This is a genomic window from Prochlorococcus sp. MIT2309 (assembly GCF_059772305.1).
This window is the reverse complement of record NZ_CM186282.1, coordinates 478,877-495,146: the sequence shown is the minus strand read 5'-3', so window position 1 is coordinate 495,146 and position 16,270 is coordinate 478,877. Positions and strand designations below refer to the sequence as shown.

The window sequence follows — 16,270 nt, the reverse complement described above, 5'->3', positions numbered from 1 at the left end:
ATAGCAAGGGTTCCCAGCCCTTGCTTTTTTTATGCGAATTTGCCATCTACACAAAAACTACACAAAAGCTCGTGACTGCCTAATTCGCTTGGAATGAGATCTATTGAATCTTGTTTTTCGGCAGTTCCAGACCAACCTTTTTGAACAATGTTTTCAATGTCGCGACTTTGAATTTTGAGGTTTCCCAATTTTCAGTGGTTCCATTAATAGTTCCAACATTTTCTTTGAGCCAATCTTTGATTTTTCTTTCCATCTTGTAAATCAAATCTCCCTCAAGAGGACCTATTGCCTTGTCTTGTGGCTTCCATCCTCTCTGTTTGTGGTATTCGTATCTCTTCTTTAATTGATTGGTTATCCCAATTTGCTGTTCATCCTCTCTGATCATCAAGTACAACCAACCTTTTTCATCTCTTCTATATCCTCCTCTGTCGGCACAAATAGGACATTTCGTTTCGTCGCCTGTTCTGCTTTTTATTAATACTGGACCCCATTTAAATCCGCATTCTTGGCACTTCCAGTTTTTTGCTTCATGGCTTCCAGGTACGAACTTAGTGGGATCCCAACCATCTGCTTCTGCCGCAATCTTTGGGAAAAGAGTTTTTAGATCTGTCTCGCCAACAATAGGTAAATGACCAGAACAATAATCGCAGGTTGTTAGATTTCTGGTTCTTATTTGTGGAGTTGAAATCCATCTATGGCCACGTTTACATATCCATTGCTTAGGAATTTTGCTCCCATATACAACCTTTTGAGGATCCCAACCATTTGCCTCTGCTGCGATATCAGGAAACTTTGTTTTTAGGTCATTAAAACCAATTAATACTTTTTGATTTGAACAATATGGACAACCATATTTTTTATAAGTTCTACCTGAAATCCTTTGTAGATATGAATGGCCTAGATCACAAAGCCAAGGAAGTTCTTTATCGCTTTTAGCTGTGTATTTTGTTGGATCCCATCCATCTGCTTGCGCAGCGATTTTTGGATGCAGTGTCTTGAGATCAGTCTCGCCAACTATTGGTAGCTTTCCAGAGCAATAAGGACATCTGGTTTTACTTCTAACTCTGTTATCAATTGATATTTCCCATAGTGGATGGCTCTTTTTACATCTCCAAGCCTTTTTGTGCTTGCTCCCGGGGAGATATTCAGAAGGATTCCAACCATAGGCTTCATTTGCAATTTCTGGATGAAGAGTTTTTAAATCATTAACCCCTATTTCAAGGAATTTGTCGTTTCGACATTTCCAATTATGTTCCTTAACAACACATCCACAACTAGTCGTGTTACCAGAACACAATGAGCTCCTTCTAACAACAATTAACTCTGGGTTTCCACATGAGCAACTACAAAGCCAATAAGCTTCTCTTCCTTTAAGACCCTCTGGCTTAGGAACTCTTTTTATCGCAGTCAATCGCCCGAAGGGGTTGAGCTTAGTAAGATCTTTTGCTCTTGAGATAGCCACAATTTTTAGATAGTAGCCTTTTGCTTTCTACACAAAATCTACACAAAATCTACACGTCCATTCGCGAATCTTCGCTTTGTATTTAATAAAAATCTAGTTATAGCCTAGAAACTCAATCACTTATTAAGGGGTATCGGGTGCTTTGGGAGCACTAGGTCGCAGGTTCGAATCCTGTCGCCCCGATTCTTAGAATCCAAGTCATACTAGCGAGTTAACCAGACTCGCTTTTTTAATGAAAATTATGTCGGCAGCGAGAGCTGACAAAAGCCAGCAAAAAAAGAACCTTGTTAACTTTTTAATCACTACTGAAAAATTGATGTGATCTTGTCACGTGTGCGCCCTTTCCATGGCTTCCATTAAATCTTTCCATCCTTATCGATCAATTAGTACATCCAAACTCTTGCTAGCCAGATGAAGATATTGCATTATCAGGAACCAACTCACAAATCAGCACAATCGTTAAGACTGTGCTGATGGGAAGCGAAATTCCAGTTCTTTGGTCAATTAAGAAAAAGCCAGAGATTCATTTATACGAATTGAATTGATTTTTCGCTAATTACAACTCCTCACAATTGAATCCCATGAAAGTTCTATCTCTCATAAGAGCTTTACCTCTTAATGCGGTTGAAATTATTCGACGCACTCCTCCTCTAGTATTTGCCACAACAGTTTTATCCATTGGTGGGCTTATTGGATTTACAAGTGCATCAAAGATTCTGGTTGATGGACTGAAACCTGCAGCGAACACAATCACAGTTACCGGAGCGAGTACAGAACGAATCGAAAGTGATATTGCGAAATGGGATATAAAGGTTGAAACGACTGGAAATTCTCAGGTTGATTCTTATAAAAAACATAAGTCTTCTATTGAAAAGACCATGACTTTCCTTGATCGTTATGGCGTTAAAAATAATGACTACCAAACAATAGCTTTATTACCTGCATCTACATCAACAGAAATAAGTAAACATCCAAAAACAGGTGAAATTATTTCTAAGAAATGGGTGACAACTCAATGGATAGAAATTGAAAGTAATGATGTTTTTAATATTGATGCAACTTACAGAAAGATAAGTGAGTTACTTGGCAAGGGAGTCCTTGTACGGCCCAGGCGACCAGAGTTCACATACACAAAGCTCGCAGCTAAGCGTGTAGATATGCTTGCAAAAGCGACAAAGGATGCACATACAAGAGCAGAAGCTATTGTCTATCAAACCGGTTCAGAACTTGGCAGTGTAAGGAAGGTTGATACTGGCGTTTTCCAAATAACAGTACCCAATTCAACAAGAGTAAGTAGCTGGGGGTCTTATGACACAAGCACAATTAATAAAGACATTACCGCTGTGATGGGAGTCACATTCGAAGTCAATTGAACAGGTTTAAAAAATGTCGTTCATGGAAACAGGTGACTGGCGCATCGTCATGTTGATTGATGGCACTGACACGGAAGGGAAAGCTACCTATCAACAAATCTATCAACATCAAGATGGTAGGAAAGCTTGTGTAGGTCCTGGGTATTGCAGTGATCCAGATTTGGAATGGCTTCTATTACAAACAGATAGAAAGATTAAGGCATGGAATACACGACATACAAAAAGAAAAAAAATCATTCGTTATGTTTTTTATGCAGCCTGGATCTTCATTCTCATTCAGGGAGTCCTAGCAATTCCAGAACACGGAGCTTGGGTTCCATTTTCAGCATGGGGATATGGAGCAACCCAAACATTCAGTTTTGGACTCATTCAGGGCTTTAGAAATTTACTAATTCCAAGTTCAAATTATCTCGGCAACCCAAAGGACACTTCTCTCAATATCTTTGGTTGTTTGATTTTTCTATTTCTTAGCCACTGGCTTATTGATATTGGAAGGTTTAATAGCTTATCGATTTTATTTTTGCAGCTACCACTTTTCTGGTTTGGCTGTTTCATGGGATTCATCGAAGAGTTATTAAAAATATGGATAGATGCAGAGCTTTCAACAAAACCCCATTCACCTACTACCCGAGAAAAACTATGTGTTTAGAACCAGAGGCTTTTTGTTGTTTGAAGAAACTGCGAGCTTCGGTATTTGATTCTCTGATATTTCTATCCAAACCAGATGTAGTATGTAAAAATTTCATGAATTGATTTTTATTTGATGGCTAAGGGTTTTTGGCTCGTTACTACAACAGTTACGAATCCAGCTTTTGCTGAATATGTTGAAGCATTTCAGCCTTGGGTTGAATCGGTAGGTGGCTCAGTTTTTGCCAAAGACATGGAAGCCGAAACTGTTGAAGGAAAGGGTGGAAAATTAGGAGTCATCATTGAGTTTCCCTCGAAGCAAGCTGCAATTGATGCTTTTAATAGTTCGGAATATCAAGAACTAAGCAAATTACGTTGGGCAAATTCAACAGATACCAATATCACCATCATTGATGGCGGAGTAACTCATTAATAAATGTTCAGTTTGATTTGAATGGATTTAACGGCTAAAGAAAAATTCTCTTAAGATATTACCTACTTTTAAGTTCAAAGTGAAAAAGGTTATTTCCTTAGTTTTTGCCTTTTCAGTTATTGGAAGTCCCTCTCTTGCTTGGGGTTGGGGTGAAAGCGGTTGCTCTAAAGACAAAACTAATCAAGATTCTAAAACTGAGCAAGTAAAGAAACTGACGCCTAAGTTGGAAGAACAAGTAAAGCTGCCAGAATTTTTAATTGAATATTTTGCTGGTATAAAAAAGGGAGATTTCAACGAAGAACCAGTCGAAGGAGAATATCTAGATTGGTAGCTTCAATGAAATTTGAGTATTAGTGCCGAGAGCCACAAAAGATAGTTTGAGCCTTTAATAGAGAAAATTTGGCACATTCAGGAACATGACCAGAAAAGAGTTCATGGATAAGTTCTTTGATCTTTGCAAGGACGCTCAAGAAGAAATTCCACCAAATGTGATTGCAGAAATTCTCAGAGATTATGCAGATAGGTTGGATTAGATGAAAAAACTCTTTATTGTATGTACTTTTGACTGCTCCTTTGAGTACTACGAAGAAACGATTGAAAAGTTTGTCAATGAATATGGAGATGGAGTTGTTATTGACTATGACTTAAACAAAATCAATGACCATAAATCACACTCTTTCTATAACGTCACAAGCTTAGACGCTTTTGCAAAAATCCTCGATAATCCTTTCACTAGGGAATGGGACAAAGCTAATAACTGCAAAGATATTGTTTATAAGCTCGAAGGACCTTTGTAGGTTCTTGTTTATTGAATTGCATAAAAATAAATTTTTATAAGAATCATTATATTGATAATTCGGTATACCCAATAAATTAGTAGTATCAACCGATCTTGGTCGTAGAGGCCGTATTTAATCCTTCGGTTTGCAACATTTTAAATTCCAATAAGTCGAGTCAAAGTAGATATGTCCTTTTAAATAAATGTAATGTATTCCTCTTTATTTGACGCAGTATTCGCTGATTCTTTCTTCTCTCCTATGAGAACAGTTTATGTCGTCTCTGATAGTCAGCTAGAAGAAATCAAGCGTAACCAAAGAGAAGAAGAACTCGAGAATATCGAGACTTCTCGTAAGAGGTTGGAAGAGAGTTATCAAGCTCGAGTCAAGGTGCTTGATAAACGTGAGCATGAACTTCAAGAGGAGATCAAAGCTCTTGCTCCAGCCAAGAAGGAGAAGGAGAAAGTCACTGCTTAGTAGATATGGTCAGTTGATGAGAGACGATCATGAGGGGGCAAATTGCCCCCTTTTTATTTCTATTGCTTTCCCTCTGTGATACGGAAATTCCAATTGGTATGAGGTGCTCGAATTGCTTTCAGTCTTTGATATTCATCAGATTCATAGCATTTGATAGCTGCATCCTTCCCCTTTGGATGTCTTGCAATAACAGTTAGAGGACCACCATCTCCTTTCTTATTTCCTTCTCGAATATCTGTATTTCGATCAAGCACTAGGGTAGTAAATCCACATTCTTTAGAGAATTGATTAATGTTTTGGAAATACTCTTTAGCGGCCTCTCTATTTTTTGTTGTTCCAGTAATGACTGCATAACCTGCAGTTCCAGATTTAGGAAGTTGTGAACCGACTACAAGACCTATCGCCGCAGCAGCAACTCCAACAATCGCAGTTGTTTTCATTTTAATTTTCAAAATCTTTGAGAGAATATCTAATTTCTAATTAACTGCCTAATGAATAATTGTTCTTGCTGACACACGGCCTTTAGAAACAAAAACTTTATAAGAAATAAGTAATGTTTGTTTAAATCAAATAAATTCAATGTCATTCGGAGCTGAGACGCCTTTCATTCTTCTTGCTCGTATTCAAGTTAAGCCAGATAAAGTTCAGGAATATCTATTGCTCGCCGCCAAAACTGACAAAGCAGTGCAGGATTCTGAACCAGGAATGTTACACCACACTTTTGATCAAGATCCTGAAAATCCGCTTTGTTTTGTTTGGTCCGAAGTTTATAAAAATGACGAGGCTTTCCTTGCTCATCTAGCAAATCCACCTGTAGGAGAATATTTACAAGGTCATGCAGAACTTGGCGATAATTTCACTGTCGAAGTTTATGGAACTGTTGGTGATAAATGTAAAGCCGCTATGGTAGCAACTGGATTACCATTGAAAATTTTTGAAAGTAAGCTTGGTTATAGCAGGGTCTAATTCATAACTCCTTACTTTTAGTTTTCTTTTGACTGTCGATGGTTTAGGTCTGTATAACTGTTTGTACGACAGTTACGCATGGATTTTTTGAGACTGGCTGACCTGTTTGCAATGCTTTTGCCGTCTCATATCGCTGTCACTTGAAGCTGAAAACTACTCACTATTGTCCAGTCGCAGTCCAATACGTCATGAGATCAGTAATTACCTTTTGTAGTTGCCATGAAAAGTAGACTTAGATTGTTTCTTTTCCATATCTTTAAAAATCAAATTGTAGATCAATCGATAGCAACCAACAGCAGCTACATACTGTTTATCTTCTTCTGACTTAACAGCGACACGTTGATTCTGTGTCAAAAGCCAAGCCAACATATCTGCATTTTCAGTCCTATCAAAGTTCTTGCACAGTTCTGTACTTGTCCATGCTACATCCAAATTCGCACTCCTATGAGTGATTTGTAGTCCCTCACTAGATAGCTGATAGTGTCACCCACTCCCCAGCCAGTATCTAATTTCGACAGCGCATCGAGAGGTCTACTTTTTCTCTCGGAGCGAGTAGTTATTGTCATTCTTTAGGCTTGTTTCTTATGAATTAGATCTTTTAATACTTTGATTTTTTTCTCTCTGTCTTGAGTGCTTTGTTTCATCCATTCGATAAAAGATTTAACTTCGTATCCTGAGAGACTGAACCATTCTTTACCTCCTCTCTCAGGTGAATGCTTGAGTTTGAATTTCTTGTGAAATTTACTTTCCCAAAGTAAGGCTTCTTTTCTTGTTAGGAACCACGTAATAGAAATGCCTCTGACTTGATCAACATTGTAAGTAGCTTGGATTTCCTTTTTTCTTTCTTTTGGATTATTGCTTATCCCAATTTTCACATCGCCACTTTGGGTGTCCTGAACTATGTAGAGAGCACATTGACGATTGTCAGGCATTTCATAAGAGCGCCAGATCAAATACATTCTATTACATCTATTTTAACTACTTTTATTCAATCCCAGCTAAAACCTATATATAAGATTTGTCTGCCAAGCTCATAAGAGGCTGCTATCTACGATATGCCAAGTAAAAGACGAGAATGGGTAAAGAAGATAGTCAGGTGGCTTTTTGAAACACCTGCTAGAGAGGAAATTAAAAGCGAAGGTGAATCTCAAAAAGCTATTGCAGAAGATAATTCGGAATTAGTCCCCCAACAGTCATCTAGCGAAGAGAAAGAAAATAGAAAGTCATTAACTCCAATGGGAAAAGCATGTGCAATTTTTTTGGAAGCATGGGAAAAAGAAAACCTTCCAAAAGATTTATTTGTTCAGCAAGAACAATTAGAAGAAACATTGAGATCGTTAGACAAAACTTTCCAAGAAGAATTAATTGAATGGCTATATCTAATTTGCAAGGAACCTTCAGCTTTAATAGATTTAGCGCTGATTATACAAAGAGGAAGAGTCACTAAAACTGACAATATTCAAGCAATTAGAGCTTTTTCATATTTGAGCGTTTTCGTTAACCCAGAACGAGCAGAGTTAGGTGTTGATTCATTTCAAGCTAGTGCTCCAGAGGCGGAGAAACCTATTGAACCTCCAAGGATTCAAATAGATGAAAGTGTAGATGAAACCTTTGATTTACCTACTAAGACAGAAACAGATGAGAAGGTATTAGTTGAAGAGTCAATTATTGATAATGAATCTTTCTGGGAAGTAATTAAACAAATAGTAAATCAATTAAATAAAGGAGAAATAGAATTTGACTCTGCTTTCGAAAAGTTTCTTAGTTACTCCGAGGCTCTTGATCTGAATGATCAGGGAAGATCATTAGCTTCTTTATTTAAGAATATTTTATTAGATATAAATATTTTATTATCATCTAGAGATATAACAGATAAGAGATTGATAATTGATTCTTTTGAATATATAAAACCTATATTATTTACAAAATTGGCATCTCATGATGATATTGATTCTGCAAAAGGTTGGGTTAATAAGTTAAATTATAGCCTTACATCTTTGTCAGGAAATCAATGGATTTTTCTTTTATTATTTTGTTCGGGAAGGACATTGTCATCAATAGGGACTGATTATGAATTAAGCCGTGAAAGAGTCAGGCAAATTATAAAAAGACTCTCAAACTTAATTGGACTTACTCCAGTAGAGATTAGAGATCAATTGGCTCAGGATATAAAAAACAATCAGGATAGTTTCATTAAATCGAAAATCAATCTTTGGCTAGATAAATATGGAAGATTACCTGTTCAAACGGACGAAGATGAGATAAAAGAATCGGATATTAAAATTTGGAACGAAGTTGTATCCAAAAATCTAATAGAAAGAATAGAACTGTATGAAAAATTTTCTATCTCAATTCCCGAAAAAGAGTTTGATTATCATTATGAATTTATTTGTACGAGTAATCAATTTGTAGGAAATCGGTATTGGCAAAATTTTAAACATTTAAAAGAGTTCATCTCTCGACACGCAATTTCTTTAGGCTCTCCAGATTTAATGCCTAAGCAGACTTCATTGCCACGTCGAGTTGCAGGTGTGGTAACAAGATTAGGAGGACAAAGCAAAGTTGCAAAAAAACTTGGTCTAATTTATCAGGGGCAATTGGTTGGTGATAGTGGCGGCAGGCGTTATTGGACAGATCAGAAATTAGAGGAATTACTAAACGATACAAACAAATTTCATCGACAGGATATTGATTTAATGCCGAATTATGGACAAATATTGGAATTTTTCGAAGCTCAGACTGAATCGACTTATAGGGATAAGAAGCCGAACTCTGCCATTGCTGCCTTGACGAAGATGGGCAATTTACATTGGATGGAAGTTGCTAAAAGATTTGATAAAAAATTTCAAACTGGTGTCTCGCAAAAGGCTGTTTCTATTGGACTTATAAAAGCTTTCGTAAGAGACCTAGGTGATCATTTAGGTGTTTTAAGTCCTTCCGAACTTTATGTGCTTTTTCAAGCACAAGGAATTAGTCGAAAAGAACAAGAAAAATTTAGTCGAACATTTGATGTGTTAATTGATGCAATTCAATCTGGAATGGTTGATAAGCAAGATCTAGAAGATTGGTCTAACAATTTAGAGGTTCCATCAATAAAAGAACTTTTAGACCTTGGAGGAGAGGTTAAGCAAGAAAGAACAAAAGAAGAAAAAGAATCGCTATTACTCGAACGACGTTCAAAAGCGCTTAGAGAAGATTTCGGAGCGACAGAGTTATTACAAATTGATGATATTACGAAGGATGATCTTCCAAGCCTTGATCCTATTAAGACATTAAAAGCTTTAGATAAGGCCGCTGGTGTTATTGAAAACTGTGGAACAGATGTCGACCATATTGAATTCTTAAAGGCTAAAGCGACAGCAAAACTTTGGGATGCATGCTTCGCTGATGAGGCCTCATTAATTCATCAATTAAATTCAGGCCAATTAGACAAAGATACTTACAGTCAAGAAGTTAGAGATTCATTCTTAGATGAATTTAATGGTGCCAAGGAAATACAAATACCTTCTGACTACCAATTCCGTGATCTTCGCGGTCGTCGGCGTGATCCTAAGTTAATGCAAAGACTTGTTGCCTATCGTCTCTTAAGAGACAAACGACTACTCAACTTGAGTGGAACAGGTACAGGAAAGACTCTTTCAGCTATTTTTGCTGCCCAAGTGTGCTCATGTAAACGTATTTTTATTACTTGTCCTAATGGGGTTATTAGTAGTTGGCAACGAACATTTAGTTCTGCTTTCCCTAATGCTGTGGTTCATGAGAGACCAGAACAATGGATTCTTCCTGAACTCGATGGAAGAACACATGTGGTCATTGTTAACCACGAGAGGTTTCAAGATCGTTTTGCTGAGAATTTGCTTCGGTTTTGCATTGATTATCAGTCAGATTTAATTGTTATTGACGAGATACATCAGGCAAAGAAAAGAACAAGTGATACAAGTAGCCAGCGTAGAAAATTATTGAATGAATTTATTCGAATTACTTCAAATATTAATCCTAATGTTCATGTCTTGGGTCTCTCCGCTACACCCGTGATCAATAATCTTTATGAGGGTCGGTCTCTAATTGAACTAATTACTCAGGAACAAATTGATGATGTAACCGAAGACGTTGATTTGAATTCATGTATGAATCTCTATCAGCATTTTATTGTGAATGGCATTCGGATGAATCCTGGACAACTTCCTAGAACTAAAACTGTTTTAAAAGATATTGATGCCACGCCTCTTCTTCCTGAAATTATTCTTGCAACTCGTAAAGGCAAGTATCACGAAGTTGAAAAACTTTTAGTTAAACCAAAGATTGACTCTCTTAATGAATGCTTAGAAAGGAATAAAAAAACTGTGATTTTTATTACTTTGATTCAAAACACATTAGTACCAATTTGTGATTTTCTTCAAAGGAATCGCTTTAGCTATTCTGTTTACACTGGCGGTGAAAAAGAGGCTAAAGAGGCTGGTTTTAATGATTCCCTTGATGAGTTTATCAATGGTAATACAGAAGTCTTAGTTGCTTCTATTCAATGCGCTGGAACAGGCGTTGATGGGCTTCAATCAGTATGTAATAGGGCTATTTTCTTTCAGCTTCCTTGGACTTCTACTGAATATGAGCAAGCGGTTGGAAGACTGGATCGGGATGGAACCGAATTTGAATCGGTTGATGTATTTTTACCGATAACAAATATCCATTTGCCGAATGGTGAGCAATGGAGTTGGTGTCAATCAAAGCTTGATAGAATCAGATCAAAGAAAGATATTGCTAAAGCTGCTGTCGATGGAGAGATGCCTGATGCAGCATCAATGATTACTCCTCAAGAAGCAAGTAGGTATTGGTTGAAATGGCTAAAAAGACTTGAAGAAAAAAGTTCATCAAGTTAAACATTGTGTTGAATTAGATGTTTATTTGAGATTTCGTTAGATTTCCTAAGGTTCATTGGTGTCTAGGTTTCACCTCTAAGAAGCCAAATAACTTATTTAGAGCTTAAAAGTTTTACCAGGTCAGTCTTGAGAAGACCTGTGGGATCCAGATTTCGTGATTTTGCTTCTATTTTTAATTTTGCAGCGGTTAGTTGGCTTAGTAAAAACTTGGATCTATTAGGGATAGGAGTAGGAGCTGGTTCAAAGAAAAATCCTTCTTTGATAAGTGGCCATAATGCAGTGGTGATTCCAGTTTTTGCTTTTATTAGATGTTTGCTTAAAGACCAATAAATTCGATCATCATCTGCAACAATTTTTCTAGCTGTTGCTACAGAATCTATTTTCCTTAGTTTTGCAGTATTCGGTTCAATCTTTAGTCGTTGTAGTTGATCTAAAATATCGTCTTCTGATGAGCGATTAATGTTTATAGGTTTTATGGGTTTTAATTCCGATAGATCAGGAGAGGCATAAAGATACTTTTCTAGTAAAGGCAAATTAGATTTTGTAATTCCACTTTTTGATTCAAAAAGAATCTCAAGCGTTGACCAGTATTTCCTTGTTGGATCATTTGCGAAATCTGAAACTAATTTATTTACTTTTAATTTTGAAAAACTTTTAATCGTTGTCTGAAAGTAATCCATGGTTCGCTCAAATTCATTGGCATCTAAGCTGCAAATATTGAGTTGAATTGTTGATAGGTCGAGCTCATATTTCCATCGCTCATTAGATCCTGTGTCTTCTTTGATTCTTAGTGCTATTACCCAGTCTTTTCCTGCTTGAACAAGTGCATGAAACATTTCATGTCCTTTGATAAGGCGATAATTAGAACCTCTTTCTTGAATAACTGTAATAGGAATCGAATTTAGAGAATCCTTGCTCTCCAAGTATTTTTGGGCAAGACCAAGAACTTTGATTACGTCTACATCAGGATCATTATCTGTGAAAATATCCTTTATTGGAATGCGTATTAGATCAATTGAAGACTGGTTCATGATTAATCAGAGAACTCTTTAACTAAAGAATCAAAAGCATTTCTTGCTTTCAAATAACGAACAACACCTGGTAGGCCTTTTGCATCCATAATTGATCTAGCTATATCAGCATTCTCATCTAGTTTTCTTAAAAGATGTGTATTTGGTTTATAAAATATACGTTTAAGTTCTATTTGATCTTCTTCTTTTTCAGTATTTTCAATTTGTCTTTTTACTGAGTCGCTAGTTGGAATTGGAGTCCAGGTCGTTCTCCATCTATTGAACCAAATCCCTAAGCTGAACGGTCCTCCATCATTGCGTTTTTCTTGCGCAGGCTTTATATGTTCAATCACAGCTTTAGCATAATTTCTTATTGAATTATTATTTTGGAATAAGGCAATTGGAAGGATGCAATCTGCGGCACTTACAGCTTCTTTTGAAAATATACTTTGCTCATAATTTGGAGGTGCATCAATAATGATGTAGTCAAATAATTCTGATAATTGTAGACATAGTTTTCTAAGAGGCAATCTGTCTTCCGCAGCAAAATTCTTGATATAGTCAGGACCTTCCTCACTTAATTTTGAATCTGCTCTAAGTATCTTTATTTCAAAAGGAAAACGAGGCCTCGCGCCTCTTTCTGGAATGTTTGTAAAGGTAGGAAGTGAGTTGATAATGCTTTCCTTAGACAACTTGCCTAGAAACTCGTCTTCTAAAAGTCTTTTTGTCTCTCCGTCACTTCTTTCCATTTTGCAATTTGCCGTTAAGTCTCCTTGGTTGTGGTCATAATCAATTAGTAAAATACGATTCTTCTCTTTTTGTCCATAAATTATTTTTTCACTTAATAAGATTGCAAGCCCTTGGGCAATAGTTGTTTTACCAACACCACCTTTATTATTCCAAACAGTAATAATTGACCCGCGTATCTCTTCGTCTTGTTTTATGCTTTTTTTAAGGTAGCTTATCGTTCCATTTATATTCTTTTTATCCAGAGACAATACTGAGCTTATGGGGTAGGAAAGCATTCCATGTTTCCTAAAAAGTTGAACTTGGCATCCATTAAAAATAATCCCATATTTCACTGATTTGCATTTCTCTGCAGCGAGGTAAGTTTGAAGTTGTGAAACTGTTAATGCATATCTTTTTTCTCCTTGCGCGAAAATTACGGAAGGCTTCTTTATTTCGATAATTAAATCTGGTTTTGAGAATTTAGATGATCCTTCTAATGCTTTAAATCTTGCTGCTAAATCAACTTTGGAAGTTCTAGAGCATTTATATTGTGGAAAAATTTTCTCTTGGCCTATTCCCAAAACCGTTAAAAGATTAAGAGCTAAAAGCTCAGATTGTGCTTCATTGGCTTTAATAAATAAATCCTTATCTTTTTCCCAATTCTCACATTGACGGGTTATCTGATTTAGAGCATCTTTTTTTGCAGTAGAACTTGTCATCAAAAAACGTTTATACCCCTGTCATGAAGGCATGTATCTTTCGTAATTATTATGCCTGATCATTCTTCCCCTAGGCCTTTTTTCTTTATCATTTTTCAGTTATTGATCCATTGGTTCTTTTTAAGAATTTTCTCAGCTATTGATGGTGAAACCATCTGAACATAAGCAATATTCCCTTTGGCAACTGATTTGGCATCTTTTCCTATGTCTTGTGAGACGGCCTCGATCCCTTTCTTTGAACATCTGTGAAGGAAAGCTCTTAGGCGACGTAAGTCTTTTTTGCTTAGGCGGACCTCATTGTTTACGAGCAACCCAGTAACCGTCTGTCTGCTTGGGCTACGCATTATTCTGGTTTTATTAGTATTCACCTTGAAACCTTCGTCTTCGATAATCTTTTTAACAGCTCTAGTTAAAAGGTGTGCAGAGCCTATCTCTTGTTGCGTTGAAAAAATCAGATCATCTGCGTACCGAGAATATTTCCATCCAGCTTTTTCGGCATACTTATGGAGGCGATTATCAAGATTACGTGCAATGATGTTTGCCAAGGCTGGCGAGGTGCAAGCACCCTGTGGAAGACTACGTTCTCCTTTTGATAAATAATATTTTGTTGTACCCTCCTCAATGACCTCTTTATTGGTATCTGAGCAAAGGAGGGCTAGAACTGTTGCTATGCCAGGGCTATAACCTATCGATTCGTAAAAACCTCTTATCCGCGGAAATGTAATAGATGGAAAGAAATCTTTTAAATCTAAACGAATAACTATTTTGCTTTTTATGTGTAACTGTGCATTGTCTACAATTGATAGTTTAGGGCGATAAGCCATTGCTACAGGATTGACTGGTATTTTGTTTAGGATTGTATTGAGTACACATTTTTGGGCTTTTCTTAATTCTGGCTTTGGACTTGAGATGAATCTTTCTCCACCGTTTCGTTTTGGAATTGTAAATCGGGTATAGTGATCAGTTGTAACTTTCTCTCTTGAGAACGTAAGCCATTTGAGTTGTTTGGTTTTAATTTCAAGAAGAGAAGCTAGTTCATCAAATGATGAGATAACTGGTAATTCTAAATTAGATAGTTTACGAGATTTATCTCCGGAAAAATTTAGACGATTAGAAACTGTTTTGCCAAGGAAAGTTGGATTAATAGAAATGATAGTTTTTTTGTCTTTAGCATTAGTTCCTTGGCGAACTTCTTCAGCTCTCTTCTCTAATAAATAATGACGTTTGGAATGAGCTTGAATTTCTTTAGATGGAGAGCCATTCTCACGAAGGATCTGAATGCTAAAAGTAACAATTTCATGAGAAGTCTTTATTGAATTAAGTATTTCTCGGATTAATTCAATATTTTGATCCCATGCTTCAGGATAAGGATCACATCGTTTCTCTTGGTTGAGAGGAGTTTTTACTGATCGACTTCCTTTATTTAGGATTTTATTTCTGCCACCTAAAATAAAAGCAGGTATGAAAGAGCTTCGGTTTATTGTACTGTCCCATTCAATTAGAGTATGAGACGCAATGAGAGCATAATTTTTTGGATCGTCTTTACCTACCTTTTGGAGAACTCTACGCATCCTTTTGCAGATATAGCAAAGAGTCTGTGGACTTGGAATATCAATAATTTCCCTCAACCAAGAAATATCTTCGTAAGGTGATATCTCTTTTTTTTCTTGATCTTTGACTTGTGACTTTTGTGACCAGAAACCCCAATCAGTTGGATTGAAACTACTAGAGGTTCTGTTTATTATGTCCCTATTCTTCTTAAGAATGTTTGGTTGTTTATTTTCTATTAGATACTTTTCTTTTATCCCATGTTCTCGAGATAATCTCCCTAATGCCCTGCCAAATTCTTTAGGAAGAGTTGTTGGTGGGAAGAATTTTAAAAGTGTTTTAAATGGTCCCCAAAAGCCAAATTCAAGAGGTGCCTTCGTTAGGAGAACTTTAATTAGTTCTATATCATTACTAGTTGTTTGAACTGAATTTCGTACTTTGTCAGCTAACTTTTGAGCAGAGGCAAGGGTTAAAATGTTCTCTGAACTTCGGACGTTTATTCCATCGGTGAAATGATTTAATTGTGCTTCCTCTAGGCATATATTAAGTATTGATTGCAATGCTGATCTCTCTTTAAAACTTAAATCACAAAGGCTATAAAGATTCAAGATCTTTTGAATAACTTGAGAGGCTTTTTCTGTTTTGTTTGATATTGCGATGATTAAGTTATAAAGACTATCTATCTGTAGGTTCTTAACTGGTCCTATATATGAAAGAATTTCCCAAGGATTAGGTTTGCTTTCCCATCTTGGGTAGATTCTCCCCTCTCCATTCATCCATTTATAGATAGCAGAATCTTGAGTCACTCTTTTAGAAACAACCTTTATGAATAGTTTTGAATTATCTCCATGGGAACTTTCAAGAAAATAAATATCAAGCTGATTTGCAATAAAGTGAGCAGCAAACTGAATTTTTGCTGAGTTTATTTGTGTCATTTAATATTTTTTCTCGGCAGAGAAAGCTGGTTATCTCTACTATCCCCGCTGTATCGATGCTGAATACATAGCGGCCTTAACTGTTTAAAGTTTTAGCCGTAGGGACTGCCTGCAGTCGTTTCAGTGAAGCGGCTATGACTTTAAACAGTTAAGGCCGCTTTGTATGAATGCAGAAGATGAAGGTTGTTTGGCCTGACTACTACTTCGGCGAAGCACCGAAGCATAATTGCTAGAGATAACCAGCTATTTTTAAATTTAGTCAAAATATTTATAATAGAAACTCAACTTTTTGATTTGTCGCAATGAATTGCATTTAGATAGTTTTGATGTCTATTGAT

General features: G+C 36.5%; 16 protein-coding genes. 8 read left to right on the top strand and 8 right to left on the bottom strand.

From position 1 onward, the window contains the following. Positions 1–100: 100 nt before the first annotated feature. A complete protein-coding gene (locus AC6EJA_RS02810) occupies positions 101–1,462 on the bottom strand; it encodes a zinc-ribbon domain-containing protein (protein WP_498503068.1) in 1,362 nt (453 codons plus the stop codon). Between the two features lie 581 nt (positions 1,463–2,043). Here AC6EJA_RS02810 and AC6EJA_RS02805 point away from each other — a divergent pair. The 6 genes from AC6EJA_RS02805 to AC6EJA_RS02780 all read left to right on the top strand — a co-directional run bounded on the left by AC6EJA_RS02805 (position 2,044) and on the right by AC6EJA_RS02780 (position 5,148). Further along, positions 2,044–2,835 (top strand): SIMPL domain-containing protein, encoded by a 792-nt coding sequence (locus tag AC6EJA_RS02805; RefSeq protein ID WP_498503067.1) that lies wholly within the window; start codon positions 2,044–2,046, stop codon positions 2,833–2,835. A gap of 22 nt (positions 2,836–2,857) precedes the next feature. Further along, a complete protein-coding gene (locus AC6EJA_RS02800; protein ID WP_498503066.1) occupies positions 2,858–3,484 on the top strand; it encodes a hypothetical protein in 627 nt (208 codons plus the stop codon). A 114-nt stretch (positions 3,485–3,598) separates the two neighbouring features. Beyond that, on the top strand, positions 3,599–3,895 hold the full coding sequence (locus AC6EJA_RS02795; RefSeq protein WP_036904084.1) for a DUF1330 domain-containing protein: 297 nt from the start codon (positions 3,599–3,601) through the stop codon (positions 3,893–3,895). 79 nt (positions 3,896–3,974) lie between these two features. After that, a complete protein-coding gene (locus AC6EJA_RS02790) occupies positions 3,975–4,226 on the top strand; it encodes a hypothetical protein (RefSeq protein WP_498503065.1) in 252 nt (83 codons plus the stop codon). A 202-nt stretch (positions 4,227–4,428) separates the two neighbouring features. Beyond that, the gene (locus tag AC6EJA_RS02785) at positions 4,429–4,692 is read left to right on the top strand and encodes a hypothetical protein (RefSeq protein WP_498503064.1); all 264 of its coding nucleotides are present in this window, start codon (positions 4,429–4,431) and stop codon (positions 4,690–4,692) included. Positions 4,693–4,881: 189 nt separating this feature from the next. After that, complete coding sequence (locus AC6EJA_RS02780; protein WP_498503063.1) at positions 4,882–5,148, top strand: hypothetical protein; 267 nt, start codon at positions 4,882–4,884, stop codon at positions 5,146–5,148. 59 nt (positions 5,149–5,207) lie between these two features. On the opposite strand, the gene AC6EJA_RS02775 is transcribed toward AC6EJA_RS02780, so the two are convergent. Next, positions 5,208–5,588, bottom strand: a complete 381-nt coding sequence (locus AC6EJA_RS02775; protein ID WP_498503062.1) for a DUF1330 domain-containing protein — start codon at positions 5,586–5,588, stop codon at positions 5,208–5,210. Positions 5,589–5,727: 139 nt separating this feature from the next. On the opposite strand from AC6EJA_RS02775, the gene AC6EJA_RS02770 reads away from it, so the two are divergent. Next, complete coding sequence (locus tag AC6EJA_RS02770; RefSeq protein ID WP_498503061.1) at positions 5,728–6,114, top strand: putative quinol monooxygenase; 387 nt, start codon at positions 5,728–5,730, stop codon at positions 6,112–6,114. A 201-nt stretch (positions 6,115–6,315) separates the two neighbouring features. Here AC6EJA_RS02770 and AC6EJA_RS02765 read toward each other — a convergent pair whose 3' ends face one another. From AC6EJA_RS02765 to AC6EJA_RS02755, 3 genes are read right to left on the bottom strand one after another with little or no spacing between them, the layout of a single operon-like run. After that, complete coding sequence (locus AC6EJA_RS02765; protein WP_498503060.1) at positions 6,316–6,546, bottom strand: hypothetical protein; 231 nt, start codon at positions 6,544–6,546, stop codon at positions 6,316–6,318. Then, positions 6,537–6,680, bottom strand: a complete 144-nt coding sequence (locus tag AC6EJA_RS02760; protein WP_498503059.1) for a hypothetical protein — start codon at positions 6,678–6,680, stop codon at positions 6,537–6,539. Before AC6EJA_RS02760 ends, AC6EJA_RS02765 begins: the two co-directional genes overlap by 10 nt. 3 nt (positions 6,681–6,683) lie before the next feature. Further along, entirely contained in the window at positions 6,684–7,046 is a 363-nt protein-coding gene (locus AC6EJA_RS02755; RefSeq protein WP_498503058.1) for a GIY-YIG nuclease family protein, read from the bottom strand. 123 nt (positions 7,047–7,169) lie between these two features. Between AC6EJA_RS02755 and AC6EJA_RS02750 the strand changes: the two genes are divergently transcribed. After that, entirely contained in the window at positions 7,170–10,991 is a 3,822-nt protein-coding gene (locus AC6EJA_RS02750) for a DEAD/DEAH box helicase (protein ID WP_498503057.1), read from the top strand. Positions 10,992–11,083: 92 nt separating this feature from the next. Here AC6EJA_RS02750 and AC6EJA_RS02745 read toward each other — a convergent pair whose 3' ends face one another. The 3 genes from AC6EJA_RS02745 to AC6EJA_RS02735 all read right to left on the bottom strand — a co-directional run bounded on the left by AC6EJA_RS02745 (position 11,084) and on the right by AC6EJA_RS02735 (position 15,932). After that, positions 11,084–12,022, bottom strand: a complete 939-nt coding sequence (locus tag AC6EJA_RS02745) for a hypothetical protein (RefSeq protein ID WP_498503056.1) — start codon at positions 12,020–12,022, stop codon at positions 11,084–11,086. A 2-nt stretch (positions 12,023–12,024) separates the two neighbouring features. After that, positions 12,025–13,449: an AAA family ATPase gene (locus AC6EJA_RS02740; RefSeq protein ID WP_498503054.1), complete on the bottom strand. Its 1,425-nt coding sequence runs from the start codon at positions 13,447–13,449 to the stop codon at positions 12,025–12,027. Between the two features lie 95 nt (positions 13,450–13,544). After that, positions 13,545–15,932, bottom strand: coding sequence for a reverse transcriptase family protein (locus tag AC6EJA_RS02735; protein WP_498503053.1), 2,388 nt, complete (start codon positions 15,930–15,932; stop codon positions 13,545–13,547). Positions 15,933–16,270: the final 338 nt, after the last annotated feature.

Bases quoted from the DNA above. Each gene is read 5' to 3' on its own strand.
- AC6EJA_RS02805 (WP_498503067.1), top strand. From the start codon at position 2,044: ATGAAAGTTCTATCTCTCATAAGAGCTTTACCTCTTAATGCGGTTGAA.
- AC6EJA_RS02800 (WP_498503066.1), top strand. From the start codon at position 2,858: ATGGAAACAGGTGACTGGCGCATCGTCATGTTGATTGATGGCACTGAC.
- AC6EJA_RS02795 (WP_036904084.1), top strand. From the start codon at position 3,599: ATGGCTAAGGGTTTTTGGCTCGTTACTACAACAGTTACGAATCCAGCT.
- AC6EJA_RS02785 (WP_498503064.1), top strand. From the start codon at position 4,429: ATGAAAAAACTCTTTATTGTATGTACTTTTGACTGCTCCTTTGAGTAC.
- AC6EJA_RS02780 (WP_498503063.1), top strand. From the start codon at position 4,882: ATGTATTCCTCTTTATTTGACGCAGTATTCGCTGATTCTTTCTTCTCT.
- AC6EJA_RS02775 (WP_498503062.1), bottom strand. From the start codon at position 5,588: ATGAAAACAACTGCGATTGTTGGAGTTGCTGCTGCGGCGATAGGTCTT.
- AC6EJA_RS02770 (WP_498503061.1), top strand. From the start codon at position 5,728: ATGTCATTCGGAGCTGAGACGCCTTTCATTCTTCTTGCTCGTATTCAA.
- AC6EJA_RS02760 (WP_498503059.1), bottom strand. From the start codon at position 6,680: ATGACAATAACTACTCGCTCCGAGAGAAAAAGTAGACCTCTCGATGCG.
- AC6EJA_RS02755 (WP_498503058.1), bottom strand. From the start codon at position 7,046: ATGCCTGACAATCGTCAATGTGCTCTCTACATAGTTCAGGACACCCAA.
- AC6EJA_RS02750 (WP_498503057.1), top strand. From the start codon at position 7,170: ATGCCAAGTAAAAGACGAGAATGGGTAAAGAAGATAGTCAGGTGGCTT.
- AC6EJA_RS02745 (WP_498503056.1), bottom strand. From the start codon at position 12,022: ATGAACCAGTCTTCAATTGATCTAATACGCATTCCAATAAAGGATATT.
- AC6EJA_RS02740 (WP_498503054.1), bottom strand. From the start codon at position 13,449: ATGACAAGTTCTACTGCAAAAAAAGATGCTCTAAATCAGATAACCCGT.
- AC6EJA_RS02735 (WP_498503053.1), bottom strand. From the start codon at position 15,932: ATGACACAAATAAACTCAGCAAAAATTCAGTTTGCTGCTCACTTTATT.